Below are 15,858 nucleotides of genomic sequence, written 5' to 3' on the forward strand. Positions count from 1 at the left end.
ATGCTGAGCCACGTAGACGAAAATGGCCAAGCAAACATGGTTGATGTATCGCTAAAAGAGGTCACTCTGCGCGATGCATCTGCCGAGGCCTACATTAAAATGAGCAAACAGGCTTTTGAGCAAGTGTTGCTTAATCAAAATAAAAAAGGTGACGTGCTAGGCGTAGCCCGAATTGCGGGTATTCAGGGCGCTAAAAAGTGCGCTGATTTAATTCCGCTTTGTCACCCGCTGGCACTGAGTAAAGTAGCCGTTGATTTTGAACTTGATGAAGCAAATAGCCAAATTAAAGTTACTAGCTACTGTAAATTGGCGGGCAAAACGGGCGTTGAAATGGAAGCACTCACCGCTGTATCTGTGGCGACCCTTACACTATTTGATATGTGTAAAGCTGCCGATCCGCTTATGGAAATACACGGTATGCGTGTAACGCAAAAAGCAGGAGGCAAGCATGGTAGCTGGCAGCGAGACTAATTTAAATGATACTGATGCAGGGCATGTAAACGTACTGTTTTTTGGCCAACTTAAAGAGCGCCTAAAGTGCGATAAGTTAACCGTTGAGATAGCGGCCCCTCTTAGCATTAAAGCGTTTAAACACATGCTGGTTGAGCAAAACCCACATTGGCAGGCATGGCTTGAAGAGCGTGATGTATTGTGTGCGCTTAATCAAACTATGTCATCAAGCGATGAGCTTGTAAAAGCAGGGGATGAACTTGCTTTTTTCCCACCAGTGACGGGTGGCTAATGAGTATAAGCATTAACGTACAAACACAGGATTTTTCAGTAGGCGAGCAACATGGCGCACTTTGCAGTAATAACAAAAGTGATGGTGCCGTAGTGACGTTTACGGGGCTGGTGCGAGAATTTAGCAGCGGCGATAACGTAATCGCCCTTGAGCTTGAACACTACCCAGGGATGACTGAGCAACTACTGCAATCGATAGCTGAGCAAGCCCAAACACGCTGGCAACTTGCCCGCATAAGTATTATTCATCGAGTAGGCTATTTAGCGCTTGGTGAGCAAATTGTATTTGTTGGCGTAACTAGCCGCCACCGCCAAGCCGCGTTTGAAGGCGCACAGTTTATTATGGATTACTTAAAAAACCACGCTACGTTTTGGAAAAAAGAGCATTTTAAAGACTCCTCAAACTGGGTTGAGTTTAAACAAAGCGACAAGCAAGCGTTAAACAAGTGGGAAAAGTAGGTCTGTGTAAGCCTATATAAATGCGTTTATATAATATTAATGAAAAAATTTATCTCAAAAAGAGAATCAATAGAGTCAGCTTACCTTTGGATAGCGGCTCTACTTATTTTTATAATTATGTTAGAGCTATTAACTGGCTGGTCAATTGGGTCCAAAAGCTCTCCGAGTCAATCTTTAAATATTAATCCGGAGCAGTTTTGGCTGGAAATAAAACTCCAATGCGGTTTTGTTTCATGGGCAATTTTTAGAGCTTTTATTACATTCCCACTTTTTAGAGCGACTTACAATGGTATGCTTCGCTTTAGAGAAAAACACAAAACCATAGCAAATATCCTTTTCTATTTACTTACCCCTGTATTTGTAGTGTTTCTTATTTTAACTTTGTTATATATTTTTGACTTATAATCTTACTTTGTTGATCATCAAGGATGAATGATGAAACTTACGCACTCTTACTTTTAGCTATAATCAAAGGTTTAAGATGAAAATAATCTCTACCAACATCTCTAAAATAAAAACGGTTGTGCATAACGGCAAAGAGGTCAAAACAGGTATATTTAAAACACCAACCAATGAGCCGGTTGTTATTGAAAAGCTAAATATAATAGGTGATGAACAAGCCGATTTAGTCAATCATGGCGGGATGGATAAAGCGGTTTATGCGTTTTCGCACAATCATTACGATTATTGGAAGCACACCCTTAAAAATGATGATTTAGCAGTCGGTGCCTTTGGCGAAAACTTCACAATTTCAGAACTTGATGAGCAAAATATTCACATAGGCGATCGTATTCGTTTAGGTACTGCACTGCTTGAGGTAAGCCAGCCCCGTGTACCGTGCTTTAAATTGGCTATTGCACTTAATAATAAACAAAGCCTAAAACTGTTTACTCAGTATTACCACACGGGTGTTTATTTTAGAGTGCTTGAGCAAGGTGTTGCTAAAACGGGCGATGCCGTGACTTTTGAACATAAAGCTGAGCATAACATTTCGGTTAAAACGATGTTTCAGGCCTTTTTTGATAAACACTACCCAGATTATGAAAACGTATTATTAGCAGCACTTGAACTACCCGAGCTTGCACTTGAGTGGCAAACTAAAATCAAAAAGAAATTGGGGAGTTAAAAGAGCGTTATTAAAGCTGTATTACCTTTAATAAAAGCTCACTTTTAGCTGTATTATTTAGTTTGTTAAGTGAGCGACCGCTGATATGTATTTGCACACCAATTGGCTTAATGTGTCGTATTGCTGTTTGTTATTTAACGGCTGACTAAAATCACTACTTACCGCCACTGCGCATGCCCCCGCTGCAAACCAATGTGTTAGGTTGTCTAAATTAATGCCGCCTACGGGCATTAATGGCACATCAGAAAAAGGCCCCGTTAGCGCTTTAAAGTAATTAATCCCCATACTGCCTGCCGGAAAAACTTTAATAATATCGGCGTTATGCTCTATTGCATTGGCAACATCGGTAGGAGTGAGTGCGCCCATTAACACAGGTAAACCATGGCGGTGAGCAAGCTCTACCACGGCTTGATTAGTATTTGGTGTAACTATAAATTGCGCACCGGCATCAATCGCTTGTTGCGCAAGGGCGGTGTTAATTATTGTGCCAGCGCCAATGAGTGTATTTTTATAAGCAGCGCGTGCTTTTGCTATTTCTTGCTCAAAGCCAGGTGTATTTGAGGTGATTTCTAGCGCGTTAATGCCTGCATTGACTAAGCAATTAATTAAGGGGGCTACATCGCTTTGTTGCTTTAAGCGAAGTATAGCAACTAACTTATGTTGCTTTATTTGGTTGCTTATTTTTATTCTGTTGGCATTTAAAATTTGGCTCATAATGTCACTTCACTTTATTTAATCCAGAGTCACACGTGTAACAGCAATCGGCAATAATACTTAATTATTTTGGTGCTAAACGCGTTAAAAAGCTATCACTTTGATCATTTTGAATAACTAAATAGCGAATTTTTTGTCTAGTTATCAACACGCTTTTGCACCCTCAAAATAGCACACTTAACTAAACGAATTGGTATAAACGTTTTTTTCTCATAAAAAAACCGCTGATATTTCAGCGGTTTTTTATAAGTAATAAATTACATTACACGCATGCCTGGCTCTGAGCCATCGTCTGGGTTAAGAATGTAAATTTCTTTACCGCCAGGGCCTGCAGCTAATACCATACCCTCTGACATACCAAAGCGCATTTTACGAGGTTTAAGGTTTGCAACCATTACAGTCAGTTTGCCTTCAATGTCTTCTGGTGCGTAAGCCGATTTAATACCAGCAAACACTTGGCGTGTTTCACCGCCTAAATCTAGCGTAAGTTTAAGTAGCTTATCGGCGCCTTCAACATGCTCTGCTTTAGCAATTTTAGCAACGCGTAAGTCAACTTTTGCAAAGTCATCAAATTCAATTTCATCCGCAATTGGTTCTTTTGCCAGTGGGCTATTAGGGTCAATTGTTACTTTTGATTCTAGGCTTTCTTTTGATTCTTCAACCATTTTGTTCACTTTATCCATTTCTACACGTTGCATGAGCGGCTTAAATTTATTGATAGGATGTGCAACGAGCGCGTTTTGAACGCCATCCCATGCTAAGTCGTCATTTAAAAAGGCTTCTACGTTTGCAGCCATACCTGGTAATACAGGTTTTAAATAGGTAATTAAAACACGGAACAAGTTAAGGCCAAGCGAACACACTTCGTGCGCTTCTTGCTGTTTTGCTTCATCTTTAATGAGTACCCATGGCGCTGCGGCATCAATAAATTGGTTGGCTTTGTCGGCTAGGGCCATAATTTCACGAATCGCGCGGCTGTATTCACGGTTTTCATAGTGGGCAGTAATGCTCGGTGCAGCAGCTTGAAATTCTTCAAGTAGTTCTGGCTGCATAATTGTGCTACTTAATTTACCGTCAAACTTTTTAGTAATAAAGCCTGCACAGCGGCTTGCTATGTTTACTACTTTACCTACTAGGTCTGAATTTACACGTTGTGCAAAGTCTTCTAGGTTTAAATCAAGGTCAATAATACCGCTGTTTAATTTAGCTGCGTAGTAATAACGTAAGTACTCTGGGTCTAGGTTATCAAGGTAAGTACGTGCTTTTATAAACGTACCCTTTGATTTAGACATTTTTTCGCCATTGACGGTTACAAAGCCATGTGCAAACACGTTAGTTGGCTTTCTAAAATTAGCGCCCTCTAGCATGGCTGGCCAAAATAAGCTGTGGAAGTAAATAATGTCTTTCCCAATAAAGTGATAAAGCTCAGCATCAGAACCTTCAGCCCAAAATGCATCAAAGTCGAGGCCTTTTTCGTCACATAGATTTTTAAAGCTTGCCATGTAGCCAATTGGCGCATCTAGCCATACGTAAAAGTATTTGCCCGGTGCATTTGGAATTTCAAAACCAAAGTAAGGCGCATCGCGGCTAATATCCCACTGTTGCAGGCCATCGGTAAACCACTCATCTAACTTATTCGCCATTTCTTGCTGAATAGAGCCCGAGTGTAGCCACTCTTTAAGCATGCCTTCAAATGCTGGCAGGTCAAAAAAGTAATGCTCTGAATCTTTTAAAATTGGCTCTGCACCTGACATTACCGAGCGCGGGTTTATTAATTCGGTTGGGCTGTAAGTTGCGCCACACGAGTCACAGCTATCGCCATTTTGGTTTTCAGACTTACACGTTGGGCAAGTGCCTGTTACAAAGCGATCTGGTAAAAATATGCCTTTTTCAGGGTCGAATAACTGTGAAATAGTGTGCTTTTTAATATGGCCCGCATCATTAAGGCGGTTATAAATAAGCTCACTCAGCTCTTTATTTTCTGAGCTGTGGGTGCTGTGGTATTTATCAAACTTGATGTTAAAGTCGGCAAAGTCGCGCTGGCGTTCAATGCTTACATTTTTAACCATTTCTTCAGGCGTGATCCCTTGCTTTTGCGCATTAAGCATAATTGGCGTGCCGTGAGCATCGTCGGCGCAAACATAATAAGCTTCGTGGCCTTGTAGCTTTTGAAAACGTGACCAAATATCAGTTTGAATATATTCCAATAAATGGCCTAAGTGAGTAGGGCCATTTGCATAAGGTAATGCGCTGGTAATGAGGATCTTTCGCTGCGTCATAATCATTCCGAATTGAGGATAAACCACCATTTTTACTACAAAAAAGGCGGTTATCATTAATTTATCCATAAGCTTTGGACTAACGGTACGCGCAGCTTATGGATTTTTGTTAATTGACTGGTGTTAATGCCCTGAATGTTACATAATTCTGTGGCACTTTTCATCAAAGAAACGCTATTTAATTGCTATGTTTGGACTGTCGAAACTATTCTCCTCTAAATCGGTGCAAAAACAACCGATTATTACTGCCTTAGCGGCGTATCGAAGCGCGGCATTTGCCGTAGGTATTGATGAAAGTTTTATTGATACCATTTCGCAAAATGACGATAAATCAATACACATTAAAATAACGCTGCCATTTGCGGCTCAATCAGAAATGCCGTTAGTTGAGCAGCACGTAAGTGAAAGTATAAATACACCGGTTACCATAGACTCTGTGGTGACTATAAAAGAGCCTGCAAAGTTTAAAGCCATTAAACACATTGTGCTGATTGCCTCAGGTAAAGGGGGGGTAGGAAAATCCACTACCGCTGTAAATTTAGCTGGGGCGCTTAAAAGCGAAGGCGCAAAAGTAGGGATTTTAGATGCTGATATTTATGGGCCATCTATTCCTATGTTATTGGGGCTTGTAGGCGCAGAGCCGCAAACCAAAGATAACAAACTGCTTCAGCCATTTGATGCCAACGGCATTAAAGCGCAATCAATCGGCTTTTTAGTGCCAAGTGATGACGCAACGGTATGGCGAGGGCCAATGGCATCGGGAGCGCTCAACCAATTATTAAACGAAACTGATTGGGGCGAACTTGATTATTTAATTGTTGATATGCCACCGGGTACGGGCGATATACAGCTAACAATGAGCCAAAAAGTGCCTGCCAGCGGCACTGTTATTGTGACTACGCCACAAGATTTAGCCCTTGCCGATGCGCAAAAAGGCATTGCAATGTTTAATAAAGTTAACGTACCTGTGCTTGGGCTTATAGAAAATATGAGTCACTACATTTGTAGCCACTGCGGTGAAGCCAACCATGTATTTGGCAAAGATGGCGCAGAAAAACTTGCCCATAAACACGGCGTACCGGTGTTAAGCCATATTCCACTTGCCATAAATATTCGTGAATACTCAGAGCAAGGTAAATTAATCGCCAGCGATACCAGCGCGGCTATTAGCAACACATACAGCGCAGCGGCAAGACTGATTGCCAGCACGCTTTTTTATCAGCAGCACCAACACAGTGTTGAGATAGTGATAACGCAGGACTAAGAAAAAATGAGACTCTCAGATACCCATATTAAAGAATATTTAAGCGATGGCCGCATAGTGATTGAGCCTGCGCCGACTAATGAAATGATTTCGGGTGTGACAGCCGATTTGCGTTTAGGGAACAAATTTAGAACCTTTAACGCACATAACGCAGCGTACGTAGATTTAAGTGGCCCTAAAGATCAGTTAAATAAGGCTATGGAATCAATAATGAGTGAAGAGATTGAGCTTGCCGACGGCGAAGCTTTCTTTTTACACCCAGGTGAGCTGGCATTGGCCATTACGCATGAAAAAGTAACACTTCCTGCCGACATAGTAGGCTGGTTAGATGGTCGTTCATCACTTGCCCGCTTAGGTTTGATGGTGCATGTAACAGCGCACAGAATCGACCCAGGTTGGAGCGGCAATATTGTTTTAGAATTTTATAACTCAGGTAAGTTACCACTAGCGCTGCGCCCAATGATGAAAATTGGTGCAATGAGCTTTGAAATGCTTTCAGGACCCTGCGAAAACCCTTATAACATTCGTAAAGATGCAAAATATAAAGATCAAAGTAGTGCGGTAGCAAGCCGCATTAGCGACGATAACCTATAACAATATAAAACTATTAAGCGTTTAAAGGGCTTTTTTTGCTAGCTTAAACGCTTAATAATTTATGCCAATGTGCATTATTGCTTACACTGATATTAAATGTGTTTTTTATTTCTGGCTTTATAAACGAGTAAAAACTCGACTAATATAGATAATAAAATAACTATAATTACAATGCCTTGAATAGTGTGCAGCCTTTTAACCCTGTCAACACTCTCTTTTTCGTACTGCATAACTACCGTATTAAACGCTTTTAAAAGCGGCTCTTTTGCTAAAGAAAAAAAGCTTTCTTGCACTGTATCTAAATTAAGTGTTTGTGTTTTTAACTTTAGTACTTCTTCAACTCTATCTGAAAACATACTTAATTTTTTATCGACATTAACAGGCTCTTTAAAATACATTGCTAACAACTCGTTAGATAGCGGGCTTTCATCGCCTAATACTTGCGCCCCATAATGCTCACTTAATAAGTATTTATGATTATTTTTTAAAGAGTTTAAAGCATTAATGGCCAGTAATTTAGAATCCTGCGAGCCATACATTAAGTACTCTAAAGTAAACATGATCACCCGTTGCGAAAGCATTCTTTGTTGACCACTTTCATTTACGAGTTTTCCAGTATCGGTTTGCGCTTCAATGACTTCATCAAGCATAAAGTGAATACAGATAGATAAAATTGCAATTACAGTTAAGGGAACAATATAAACAAAAGAGATAGCGCCATGCTTTTTATTTGTAAAATCAGTATTTACCATTTAATTGCTACTTAATTTAAAATTATTAATGCTTTAGGATAGGATAGATTAAATATAAGATTTTTCACGTAATTAAAGTTTACAAGGTAGTTTGTGGCTTATTGAGATTTATGAAGTGCATAACCCAGTAGTTCAAAATACTTATTAAGCGCTTCATTTGCCTTATTAACATGTTGAGCACTTGGGTATATCAAGTTACTGCTTTTTAAGCCACTAACCAAAAAGCTATTTTGAATAGTGCTGTGAGCATCTATACAGGCTTCAAAGCAGCGTGCTGCAAGCTCCTCAGGCATACTCATATAATGCATGTTTTGCGCTTTATCGAACGTAATGCAGCGTTGTACGTAATTATTGGCGTTTGCGCCGCTTTCATCTAAAAACACGCTTTGGTAAAACTTATCGAGTGCACTATTTAGCGGATGGGCTAAATTAGGCGTGTTAGCAAGCCACAGCTTTGAAGCAAAACCAAAGCGAGGTTTTGCATTAAATAAATGCTCGCTTATATGATGATCAAACGCATGAAACCATTCGTGAGCCAATGCGCCACCGCCGGCGTTTTTTGCTAAAGCAAGGGTTTGTGAAGCTGCGTTATAATGCGCTTGGACGCCTTTTTGACCGCCATGCCCAAAGGCAAAATTTAGTTTGCCGCGCAGGCCAATAGCTTTGGGCGGTAAATGTAATATTTGAGCAAGGTCGGCGAGGGCATCGTAAATTAAGTTTGCACTAATAAAATGCTCTTCTTTGGTCACCCATTTTCCTACAACCATAGATCTAAAGCCAAAGGTGTCTCTAATATCACTAAAGTCAACTTGGTCGTCAAAGCGGTAGTCTGGCCCTTTACGAATGAATCCGCGTTTTAATCTGTTTGGGTAATTACGCATTTACATTTAATGGTGGCTAATTTAAGTAACGTGCTTTTACGTGTTCGGGCATGTGTTGGGTTTGTTTTTGTATTAATTCGTCTAATAAATTGTAAAGCGGGGCAGGGTTTAGCTGCTCTATTAACAACAAACTATGTGCAACGGCCTCAAGCGTAGAAAGACTGTCGGCTCTGGGGGCTTTTCTAATAGCGTAACGGCTTTGCGGTAACTGCTTAAAGCTCACTGTTTTAAATTTAGTGAGTAGCGGGGTCAGCTGCAAAATTTTATAGGCTTTTTTCCAGGTGCCATCAATCACGATTAAATGCGTAATGTTACTTAAGGCTTGCTTTGGGTTTGTATCATCTAAGTTGGTGGCGTGCTCATTAGGGTAGAGCAGTACCGTGGACTTAACAGGTAAAGAGTTGAGCATGGCAAAGTCGGTGTTATTTTCCCCTTTGATTATTTTGCAGTCAGTTAGGCTTAAATTAAGCAATTTTGCCGTGTTTTTCGCTATTTTTTCTTCACTGGGGTGTTGTAGAATAACCACGCTAACTTTATTTGTTAAACGTTTAATGGCCCCGCATATACAGGTAGAGGGCGTAAACAAACAGCGTTCACAAACTTGGCGAGTCATTAATTAAACTTTTTATTGCGAGTGTATTTTGATAATTATACATTTATAAAGTAATAAAGTTGGATTTTTTTACGCATAGATATACAGTAATACTATTAATTATAAAATGACACGGAATGTTTAGAAGGGCTTAAAATATGACAGAAGTACAAATAGATGAGGCTGCTCTAGAAAGTATGCATTCGTTACTTGGTGAGCAGTTTAAAGATACACTTGAATTTTGCTGCAGTGAATTTGAGCGCCTTGGTAATGAAGTAATTGCAACCATTGGTAACGATAAAGAAGCGGCGATTCGTCATGCCCATAGTTTAAAGTCGAACGCGGCTCAGTTTGGTGCCACGAGTTTATCTGATGTAGCCCGTGATATTGAGCTTAATCTAAATCAAGATAACTTAGCGCAAGCTGTTACTGCATCTACAGATTTATTGGCGCAAGTAAGTGGTTCGCAGGCCCAATTAAGAGCGTGGGTAGAGTCTAATTAACTTTATTTGTTAACGTGAATTTATTTCAGTATTAAGCAACTAATTACGCTGGCATTTTACGCCTTTACTAGGGTAGTCTTAGACTTTACTAGGGCGTGTTTGGCCTCTCGATAATAAATTTGATCACGCATTGCCCAAGGGCCACCCTTGGGCTAGTAACACAATTTTACCGAGCCCATTAGGTTATAACCCTCACATTGAACAAACCCACTCCTAGTTAATTATTTTTTTCCATAAAGCCAGTTCGCCCCAAAGAGGTAAAAATGTCAGATATTAAAAAGAGTCACAAATTAGAAGGTGTATGTTATGACATTCGTGGACCGGTTTTAGCGCAAGCCAAAAAAATGGAAGACGAAGGTCAAAAGGTACTAAAGCTTAATATTGGTAACCCTGCGGCGTTTGGTTTTGATATGCCAGAGGACATGCACCGCGATATTATTCGTAATTTGTATTCGGCCCAAGGCTACTGCGACTCTAAGGGGTTATATTCAGCCCGTGTAGCGGTTTATCAGCATTACCAGCAACGAGGTTTACATAACTTAGATGTAGATAATATTTATATTGGTAATGGGGTGAGCGAGCTTATTCAAATGATCACCCAAGCGTTATTAAATAACGATGATGAAGTGCTTATTCCTGCGCCTGATTACCCTCTGTGGACCGCGTCAGTTAAATTAGCAGGCGGCAACCCTGTTCATTATTTATGTGATGAAGAGCAAGACTGGTTTCCGGATATTGCTGATATAAAAAGTAAAATTACGTCTAAAACAAAAGCGCTTGTACTAATTAACCCTAATAACCCAACCGGGGCGGTTTATAGTGACGATTTACTTTTAGAGTTAATTAATGTGGCGCGCGAGCATAAGCTGTTACTGCTTAGCGATGAAATTTACGAAAAGATTTTATACGATGGCATCACTCACACCTCAATTGGTGCGCTATGCGACGATGTGCCCATTATTACCTTTAATGGCTTAGCTAAAACTTACCGTGCAGCGGGTATTCGTATGGGCTGGATGGTACTAAGCGGGCGCACTTCTGCAATGGAAGATTTACGTAAAGGGCTAGATATTTTATCGTCTATGCGTTTGTGTGCCAATGTACCCGCGCAATATGCGATACAACAAGCGCTAGGGGGCGTGCAATCAATAGATAGCTTAATCGACCCAGGCGGGCGATTATATGTTCAGCGCGATATTGCTTGGCGTGGGCTTAATGCTATTGAAGGGATAAGCTGTAAAAAGCCAAAAGGGGCGCTTTACGCGTTTGCTAAGGTAGATACGGCTCATTTTAATGTCACTGATGATGAAAAAATGATGTTTGATTTACTAAAAGCAGAAAAAATATTATTAGTGCATGGGCGTGCATTTAATTGGCCAGAGCCTGATCACTTTAGGTTAGTGTTTTTACCTAACAAAGACGATTTATCGAGTGCGATGCTTAAAATGCAGCGCTTTTTTAAAGACTATCGCCAAGTTTAGTTAATCCCAACTAATGCGCTGTAAAATAAAAAACGAGCTTAATTAGCTCGTTTTTTATTTACGCGATAATGCTGATAGGGCTTATTAGTACGCGCGGTCAACTCTTACGGTATTATCACTTAAATAGACCAACCGTACGTTATCACCTTTACTAAAGCGCATTGACTGGTCTTGGTCTTGTACCACCATGTATTGATCGCCGTTTTCTACCTGAATCAATAACTCTACTAGGTGTGTTTGCTTATAATAGCTTTTTTGCTGATTATTATGCGCCACGCTTCCGCCAATGACTGAGCCTAAAATAGTGGCGACGGTACGACCGCTCCCACCACCAAATTGATTACCGACAACACCCCCGAGTAGGGCGCCGCCAAAGGTTTTCCAGCCATTGTTTTTGTCTTGCACAAGCTCTTGTTCGGTAATTTTACGTACAGATTTTACATCGCCAAATAAAACCTGTTGTACAGGCACGGCTTTGTTTCGCTCATAGTTAGCAAAACTTGGTGCACTGAGTGTAAGCAATGCACACATTGCTATGGTTAAGGCTTTCATAGGTCTCTCCTGTTGGTGTTACGCAAAGGCGATATTTTGCCTTTGCGTGGATATGTATACCAATGCGCAAAAATACTTAATCATTTTGCGGCTAAACGTGTCGCTACCTGCGTTAAAAAATTCTCATTTAAAACAACTAAACAGTCATTTTTTTCCTAGTTATCAACGCGTTTAACTAGCCTCAAAATAGATCAGTTAATTAAGCGAATTGGTATTATTACCAACCAAATGTCGATTTTTCTTTCGTTTTACGAATTTCAGTTTCGTCTGCCCACTCTACTAGGCCGCTTTGCATATCCATTAAGCGCATTGTAAATTTGTAATACACATCTGATTTATCAGCATTTGATTTAACAATGCTCGATAAGTTGCCGTACAACATGTATTGCGCACCAATTTGTTTACCAAAGGCAACTGCGGTGGCAGGGTTTACAAGGGCATCTTCGTTTTGAAAGTTAAGCTGCTCACGTACTGATTCAACACGGGTCATGTCAACAAAACGAAACTTACCGCTGCGCAACAGTTGCGTAGAGATTGAGTCGGTAATAGATTCAGTGTCTATGTGTTCACTGGTTTTATTTTTAATGCGCTCAACAAATACCACAGGGCGTTTGTTTTGGGTCATTGTACCAATAACCGGCGAGCTGAGTAGTGAGTCGGTCATTTGGCTGGCTACTTTTTGTAAATCGGTAGAGCCAAAGTTTATATCGGTGGTTTCTACTGCTTGCGCGTCGCCATAACTAACTACGGCTTTATTGGCACAACCGCTTAAAATGAGGGCGCTGAGGCCAATAACTGCATAACTCGATAACGTTTTAAATTGTGTAGTGATCATTTTTATAACCCTTATTCTTTAAATTCTTGTGCGTCGGTAGACACTTCTCTTACAGCGAGCGAAAATGTAACCGCATCCGGTGTTGGCGCTAAGCCGGGTAATTGTGTTTTAGAAAAACCAAACAGTGTTAAGGCTTGCCAAGGTGAGTGGTTTCCTTTAATTACAAACCCGTCTTTGTCGTACCAATTAAACTGATACTGTAAATATTGCGACTTTTTATATTGGCTGCTTAGTGTTACTACCACGTCGGTTAACTGGTTTGTTTGGCGTGTTTTAACATCGGTAATGGCAAGCTTTTCACCTAGAGCAGGATTATCAACATGTAACTGCTCGTTAAATGTATTTTTGCTTTGCTCAACCGAAATGCCTGATGTATCAGGTTGGCTTGCACATGCCCCAAGCATTAATGCAGCCACTAATGGCAAAGTATATTTCATGATGACTCCTAGAGTTGAACCACATGGTAGTTAAAATAGTTATTAATAGAGGTTAGGTAAATTAAGGTTAACCCTTGCTTACTAACGGTAAAATTAATAGGCGCATGGTTGCCTATTAAAAGTGTATGCGACCCTGCATTTAAACTGCTACGTGCCATGCTTATTTGATTAGGTAAAGTAAGCCAGCTACGTGTATCAGCCTGCTCAGACGCCAAATTATAAATATTAGCAATAATATTGCCTACATCGCCTGTGCTACGTGCCAGCTCTGCGCGCACTTTTTCTTTGGCTACTAAGCGTAGTACTTGCCTAGATACGCGAGCCGGTATTTGTTGCTCTAATGTTTTAGCCGCTAATGCTTCTATATGCACTAATGGGTTGAGCTCTAAATTTTGCGAACCTATATTTACGCCATTAATATTAGTTATAAACGCATTATCTTTATAAACCGGCATTGCTAAACTGTAAAAACGCGCATCGCCACCTGAGGTATAAATAGGCAAGCGTAATTTAAATTCATCTTGTTTAGGCACTAAGCCTTGTTCAACCAATATAACCACTTCACCGTGATTAGCATGAAGGGGCTTTAATGGGCTAAAGCAGCGCTCAAACTCTTCTAAATCTTGATTAAAACCTTGCTTTTTAGCTAATCGCATTACATCTTGCTGTAAGTAGTGATTGTCAGGTTGAATCTCTAATGCTTTTTTATAATCAATGTAGGCATCATCGTATTGTTTATCACTTTGGTACAACAGCGCAGATAAATAAAACGTAAAGGCATTTTGAAAACCATTTTTAATACCGCGTGTCACATTACTCATACTTGGGTAATGCTGTTGTGCTTGCTCTATTGTGTCGTTTATTTGTGTTTGATTATCTGCAAGTGCATCGACTTGTACTTTGTTAGCGCGACGTATTTCAACCAAGGCGCCTTCTAAATCACTGTTGTATACATAATTAAGTGCTTTGTAGCTATGTAGCATGCTCATTTCATATGCCGGTGGTACATAGGTAATAGCAGAGTCGTTAGTGAATAAGGCGTTACTTTGTTCAAGCCCTGCACTTAATTGAATTTTTGCTGCTTCTCGTTTTGTTTGTACCTGGGCGTATACGTTTTCAAATTGTTGTTGTGAAAGACTTTGCTCGTTAGCAAGGTCTTTTAAACGGGCTTGCTCTAATTGGTTAAGTAAATAGCTACTGTGTAACTTACTATTGTTGGCAATAAGTGATTGAGCCTGTTCAATATTGTTATTTTGAATTGCGTTTCTTACAGGCGTCATTTGGCTTGCATAGTCGTTAAATAAATCATTAAAGCCTATGGTGCTGCATCCACTTAATATAAAACAAACACTTAAAATTATACTTTGGCGCACTGAGCACTCCTATATAGTTAGGTTTTAAAGATTAACATACTCTGGTTTTGGATTTGTGTGAAATAGTGTAAAAAAGCGTAGCCTACTTTAGGGCATATAGACCTGTGAGGATTTAAAAATCATTCTCCCTAAGGTCAGCGCGCGTTAGTTAAATTACGTGTATTTAAGGTAGGCAAATCATCATGAATAGCTTGTGAATACCAGAGGGTAGACGCGTAATTACAGCAATTTAGCAGTATATAAAGTTATAATGCTGCGAATAAGATTAGAGTAATTACAACAATACCGCTTTACAGCTAAATGGCTCAGCTGTTTAAATACAGCGCTGGCTGAGCAAGCCAATTTAAAGCATCTCATTATAAGGTTTTAGTTAAGGAGCGATTTTGAAAGCCACTTTATACACCCTCGTTGCATTAATAGCCTTTGCGGCAAATTCTTTACTTTGCCGTATGGCGTTAGCGCAAGGTTATATTGATGCGTGGAATTTTACAATTATCAGGCTCGTAAGTGGTGCCGTGTGTTTAGGCTTAATTATGGCTGTATATACGTATAACCTTAAGCGTAAGGGGGCGCTTAATGACGCTATTTTAAGTGATACCGGAAGTTGGCGAAGCAGTATTAGTTTATTGGTATATGCACTTTGTTTTTCTATTGCTTATATAGAGCTAGATACAGGCACCGGTGCGCTTATTTTATTTTCAGCGGTGCAACTTACCATGATTGGTTGGGGCATATATAAAAAAGAGCAGCTAAGTAAATTGCAGTGGGGGGCTTTTTTTGTCGCGTTAGCTGGGTTTGTGTATTTAATGTTGCCCTCTGCCGCTGTGCCTTCTTTGTTAGGGGCCTCGCTTATGGCGTTAAGTGGCGTTGCATGGGGCGTTTACAGTATACGCGGTAAAGCGTGTGTATCGCCGCTGCGGACCACCGCCTTTAACTTTATTAGAAGCTTAGTGGCTATTCCTGTTTTATTACTTGTAGCAATAGGCTATTTAAAAACAGTAAGTATGCAAGGGGTGTTACTAGCGTGCGCCTCGGGTGCCATTGCATCAGGCATTGGTTACAGTATTTGGTATGTGGCCATGCCGCTACTAAAAAGCACGCAAGCGGCGGTCGTACAGTTATGTGTGCCTGTACTGGCTGCTATCGCTGGTATGTTGTTTTTATCTGAGCAGGTAACAGTGGAGTTTATTATTGCAAGCTCACTAATACTCGGCTCGGTATTGGTGTTTATATTAAATAAGCATACAGCGCGGTAATGCCAAGAAAAGCCCGCTA

19 protein-coding genes are annotated in these 15,858 nt (G+C 40.3%); 10 read left to right on the top strand and 9 right to left on the bottom strand.

Features of this window, described 5'->3' with window-relative positions; all coding sequences use genetic code 11:
- From moaC to PAT01_RS00330, 5 genes are all read left to right on the top strand, one after another.
- Positions 1-471: a cyclic pyranopterin monophosphate synthase MoaC gene (gene moaC, locus PAT01_RS00310; RefSeq protein WP_004587754.1), complete on the top strand. Its 471-nt coding sequence runs from the start codon at positions 1-3 to the stop codon at positions 469-471.
- On the top strand, positions 449-742 hold the full coding sequence (locus tag PAT01_RS00315) for a MoaD/ThiS family protein (RefSeq protein ID WP_096739721.1): 294 nt from the start codon (positions 449-451) through the stop codon (positions 740-742). The genes moaC and PAT01_RS00315 overlap by 23 nt, the downstream gene beginning before the upstream one ends.
- Positions 742-1,200, top strand: coding sequence for a molybdopterin synthase catalytic subunit MoaE (moaE, locus tag PAT01_RS00320; protein WP_096739720.1), 459 nt, complete (start codon positions 742-744; stop codon positions 1,198-1,200). The genes PAT01_RS00315 and moaE overlap by 1 nt, the downstream gene beginning before the upstream one ends.
- Positions 1,201-1,239: 39 nt before the next feature.
- On the top strand, positions 1,240-1,605 hold the full coding sequence (locus PAT01_RS00325; protein ID WP_154944350.1) for a hypothetical protein: 366 nt from the start codon (positions 1,240-1,242) through the stop codon (positions 1,603-1,605).
- A gap of 76 nt (positions 1,606-1,681) precedes the next feature.
- Positions 1,682-2,326 (top strand): MOSC domain-containing protein, encoded by a 645-nt coding sequence (locus PAT01_RS00330; RefSeq protein WP_154944353.1) that lies wholly within the window; start codon positions 1,682-1,684, stop codon positions 2,324-2,326.
- Between the two features lie 57 nt (positions 2,327-2,383).
- Here PAT01_RS00330 and PAT01_RS00335 read toward each other — a convergent pair whose 3' ends face one another.
- Both PAT01_RS00335 and metG read right to left on the bottom strand, forming a co-directional pair.
- Positions 2,384-3,040: a bifunctional 4-hydroxy-2-oxoglutarate aldolase/2-dehydro-3-deoxy-phosphogluconate aldolase gene (locus PAT01_RS00335; RefSeq protein ID WP_154944355.1), complete on the bottom strand. Its 657-nt coding sequence runs from the start codon at positions 3,038-3,040 to the stop codon at positions 2,384-2,386.
- Between the two features lie 257 nt (positions 3,041-3,297).
- Positions 3,298-5,319 carry a methionine--tRNA ligase gene (gene metG / locus PAT01_RS00340; RefSeq protein ID WP_064385641.1) on the bottom strand — a complete coding sequence of 674 codons (2,022 nt, stop codon included), beginning with the start codon at positions 5,317-5,319 and terminating at the stop codon, positions 3,298-3,300.
- A gap of 187 nt (positions 5,320-5,506) precedes the next feature.
- On the opposite strand from metG, the gene apbC reads away from it, so the two are divergent.
- Both apbC and dcd read left to right on the top strand, forming a co-directional pair.
- Positions 5,507-6,583, top strand: a complete 1,077-nt coding sequence (apbC, locus tag PAT01_RS00345; protein WP_138578234.1) for an iron-sulfur cluster carrier protein ApbC — start codon at positions 5,507-5,509, stop codon at positions 6,581-6,583.
- Between the two features lie 6 nt (positions 6,584-6,589).
- Positions 6,590-7,177 (top strand): dCTP deaminase, encoded by a 588-nt coding sequence (dcd, locus tag PAT01_RS00350; RefSeq protein ID WP_004587761.1) that lies wholly within the window; start codon positions 6,590-6,592, stop codon positions 7,175-7,177.
- A gap of 92 nt (positions 7,178-7,269) precedes the next feature.
- Here the strand turns inward: dcd and PAT01_RS00355 are convergent, their stop codons facing one another.
- The 3 genes from PAT01_RS00355 to PAT01_RS00365 form a co-directional block, all read right to left on the bottom strand.
- A complete protein-coding gene (locus tag PAT01_RS00355) occupies positions 7,270-7,929 on the bottom strand; it encodes a type IV pili methyl-accepting chemotaxis transducer N-terminal domain-containing protein (protein WP_154944357.1) in 660 nt (219 codons plus the stop codon).
- Between the two features lie 98 nt (positions 7,930-8,027).
- Positions 8,028-8,810: a CLCA_X family protein gene (locus PAT01_RS00360; RefSeq protein WP_138578230.1), complete on the bottom strand. Its 783-nt coding sequence runs from the start codon at positions 8,808-8,810 to the stop codon at positions 8,028-8,030.
- Between the two features lie 16 nt (positions 8,811-8,826).
- Positions 8,827-9,423 (bottom strand): tRNA-uridine aminocarboxypropyltransferase, encoded by a 597-nt coding sequence (locus PAT01_RS00365; protein ID WP_138578228.1) that lies wholly within the window; start codon positions 9,421-9,423, stop codon positions 8,827-8,829.
- A 137-nt stretch (positions 9,424-9,560) separates the two neighbouring features.
- On the opposite strand from PAT01_RS00365, the gene PAT01_RS00370 reads away from it, so the two are divergent.
- Positions 9,561-9,905, top strand: a complete 345-nt coding sequence (locus PAT01_RS00370) for an Hpt domain-containing protein (protein ID WP_029772072.1) — start codon at positions 9,561-9,563, stop codon at positions 9,903-9,905.
- Between the two features lie 263 nt (positions 9,906-10,168).
- Positions 10,169-11,386: a pyridoxal phosphate-dependent aminotransferase gene (locus PAT01_RS00375; RefSeq protein WP_004587766.1), complete on the top strand. Its 1,218-nt coding sequence runs from the start codon at positions 10,169-10,171 to the stop codon at positions 11,384-11,386.
- Between the two features lie 84 nt (positions 11,387-11,470).
- On the opposite strand, the gene PAT01_RS00380 is transcribed toward PAT01_RS00375, so the two are convergent.
- The 4 genes from PAT01_RS00380 to PAT01_RS00395 all read right to left on the bottom strand — a co-directional run bounded on the left by PAT01_RS00380 (position 11,471) and on the right by PAT01_RS00395 (position 14,583).
- On the bottom strand, positions 11,471-11,938 hold the full coding sequence (locus tag PAT01_RS00380) for an outer membrane lipoprotein (RefSeq protein WP_004587767.1): 468 nt from the start codon (positions 11,936-11,938) through the stop codon (positions 11,471-11,473).
- A gap of 217 nt (positions 11,939-12,155) precedes the next feature.
- Complete coding sequence (gene lpoB / locus PAT01_RS00385; protein WP_024032666.1) at positions 12,156-12,773, bottom strand: penicillin-binding protein activator LpoB; 618 nt, start codon at positions 12,771-12,773, stop codon at positions 12,156-12,158.
- An 11-nt stretch (positions 12,774-12,784) separates the two neighbouring features.
- Positions 12,785-13,210, bottom strand: coding sequence for a YcfL family putative periplasmic lipoprotein (locus tag PAT01_RS00390; protein WP_024032667.1), 426 nt, complete (start codon positions 13,208-13,210; stop codon positions 12,785-12,787).
- Between the two features lie 8 nt (positions 13,211-13,218).
- Positions 13,219-14,583 carry a COG3014 family protein gene (locus tag PAT01_RS00395; RefSeq protein ID WP_138578226.1) on the bottom strand — a complete coding sequence of 455 codons (1,365 nt, stop codon included), beginning with the start codon at positions 14,581-14,583 and terminating at the stop codon, positions 13,219-13,221.
- Positions 14,584-14,966: 383 nt separating this feature from the next.
- Between PAT01_RS00395 and PAT01_RS00400 the strand changes: the two genes are divergently transcribed.
- Positions 14,967-15,839 carry a DMT family transporter gene (locus PAT01_RS00400; RefSeq protein ID WP_054982394.1) on the top strand — a complete coding sequence of 291 codons (873 nt, stop codon included), beginning with the start codon at positions 14,967-14,969 and terminating at the stop codon, positions 15,837-15,839.
- The last annotated feature ends 19 nt before the right edge of the window (positions 15,840-15,858 follow it).

This window comes from Pseudoalteromonas atlantica, assembly GCA_007988745.1.
Lineage (GTDB): Bacteria > Pseudomonadota > Gammaproteobacteria > Enterobacterales > Alteromonadaceae > Pseudoalteromonas > Pseudoalteromonas atlantica.

Excerpts from the sequence above, each read along its gene's own strand:
- apbC (WP_138578234.1), top strand. The coding sequence starts at position 5,507 with ATGTTTGGACTGTCGAAACTATTCTCCTCTAAATCGGTGCAAAAACAA.
- moaC (WP_004587754.1), top strand. The coding sequence starts at position 1 with ATGCTGAGCCACGTAGACGAAAATGGCCAAGCAAACATGGTTGATGTA.
- PAT01_RS00355 (WP_154944357.1), bottom strand. The coding sequence starts at position 7,929 with ATGGTAAATACTGATTTTACAAATAAAAAGCATGGCGCTATCTCTTTT.
- PAT01_RS00315 (WP_096739721.1), top strand. The coding sequence starts at position 449 with ATGGTAGCTGGCAGCGAGACTAATTTAAATGATACTGATGCAGGGCAT.
- metG (WP_064385641.1), bottom strand. The coding sequence starts at position 5,319 with ATGACGCAGCGAAAGATCCTCATTACCAGCGCATTACCTTATGCAAAT.
- PAT01_RS00330 (WP_154944353.1), top strand. The coding sequence starts at position 1,682 with ATGAAAATAATCTCTACCAACATCTCTAAAATAAAAACGGTTGTGCAT.
- dcd (WP_004587761.1), top strand. The coding sequence starts at position 6,590 with ATGAGACTCTCAGATACCCATATTAAAGAATATTTAAGCGATGGCCGC.
- PAT01_RS00335 (WP_154944355.1), bottom strand. The coding sequence starts at position 3,040 with ATGAGCCAAATTTTAAATGCCAACAGAATAAAAATAAGCAACCAAATA.
- PAT01_RS00360 (WP_138578230.1), bottom strand. The coding sequence starts at position 8,810 with ATGCGTAATTACCCAAACAGATTAAAACGCGGATTCATTCGTAAAGGG.
- moaE (WP_096739720.1), top strand. The coding sequence starts at position 742 with ATGAGTATAAGCATTAACGTACAAACACAGGATTTTTCAGTAGGCGAG.
- PAT01_RS00375 (WP_004587766.1), top strand. The coding sequence starts at position 10,169 with ATGTCAGATATTAAAAAGAGTCACAAATTAGAAGGTGTATGTTATGAC.
- PAT01_RS00365 (WP_138578228.1), bottom strand. The coding sequence starts at position 9,423 with ATGACTCGCCAAGTTTGTGAACGCTGTTTGTTTACGCCCTCTACCTGT.
- lpoB (WP_024032666.1), bottom strand. The coding sequence starts at position 12,773 with ATGATCACTACACAATTTAAAACGTTATCGAGTTATGCAGTTATTGGC.
- PAT01_RS00380 (WP_004587767.1), bottom strand. The coding sequence starts at position 11,938 with ATGAAAGCCTTAACCATAGCAATGTGTGCATTGCTTACACTCAGTGCA.
- PAT01_RS00390 (WP_024032667.1), bottom strand. The coding sequence starts at position 13,210 with ATGAAATATACTTTGCCATTAGTGGCTGCATTAATGCTTGGGGCATGT.
- PAT01_RS00370 (WP_029772072.1), top strand. The coding sequence starts at position 9,561 with ATGACAGAAGTACAAATAGATGAGGCTGCTCTAGAAAGTATGCATTCG.
- PAT01_RS00325 (WP_154944350.1), top strand. The coding sequence starts at position 1,240 with ATGAAAAAATTTATCTCAAAAAGAGAATCAATAGAGTCAGCTTACCTT.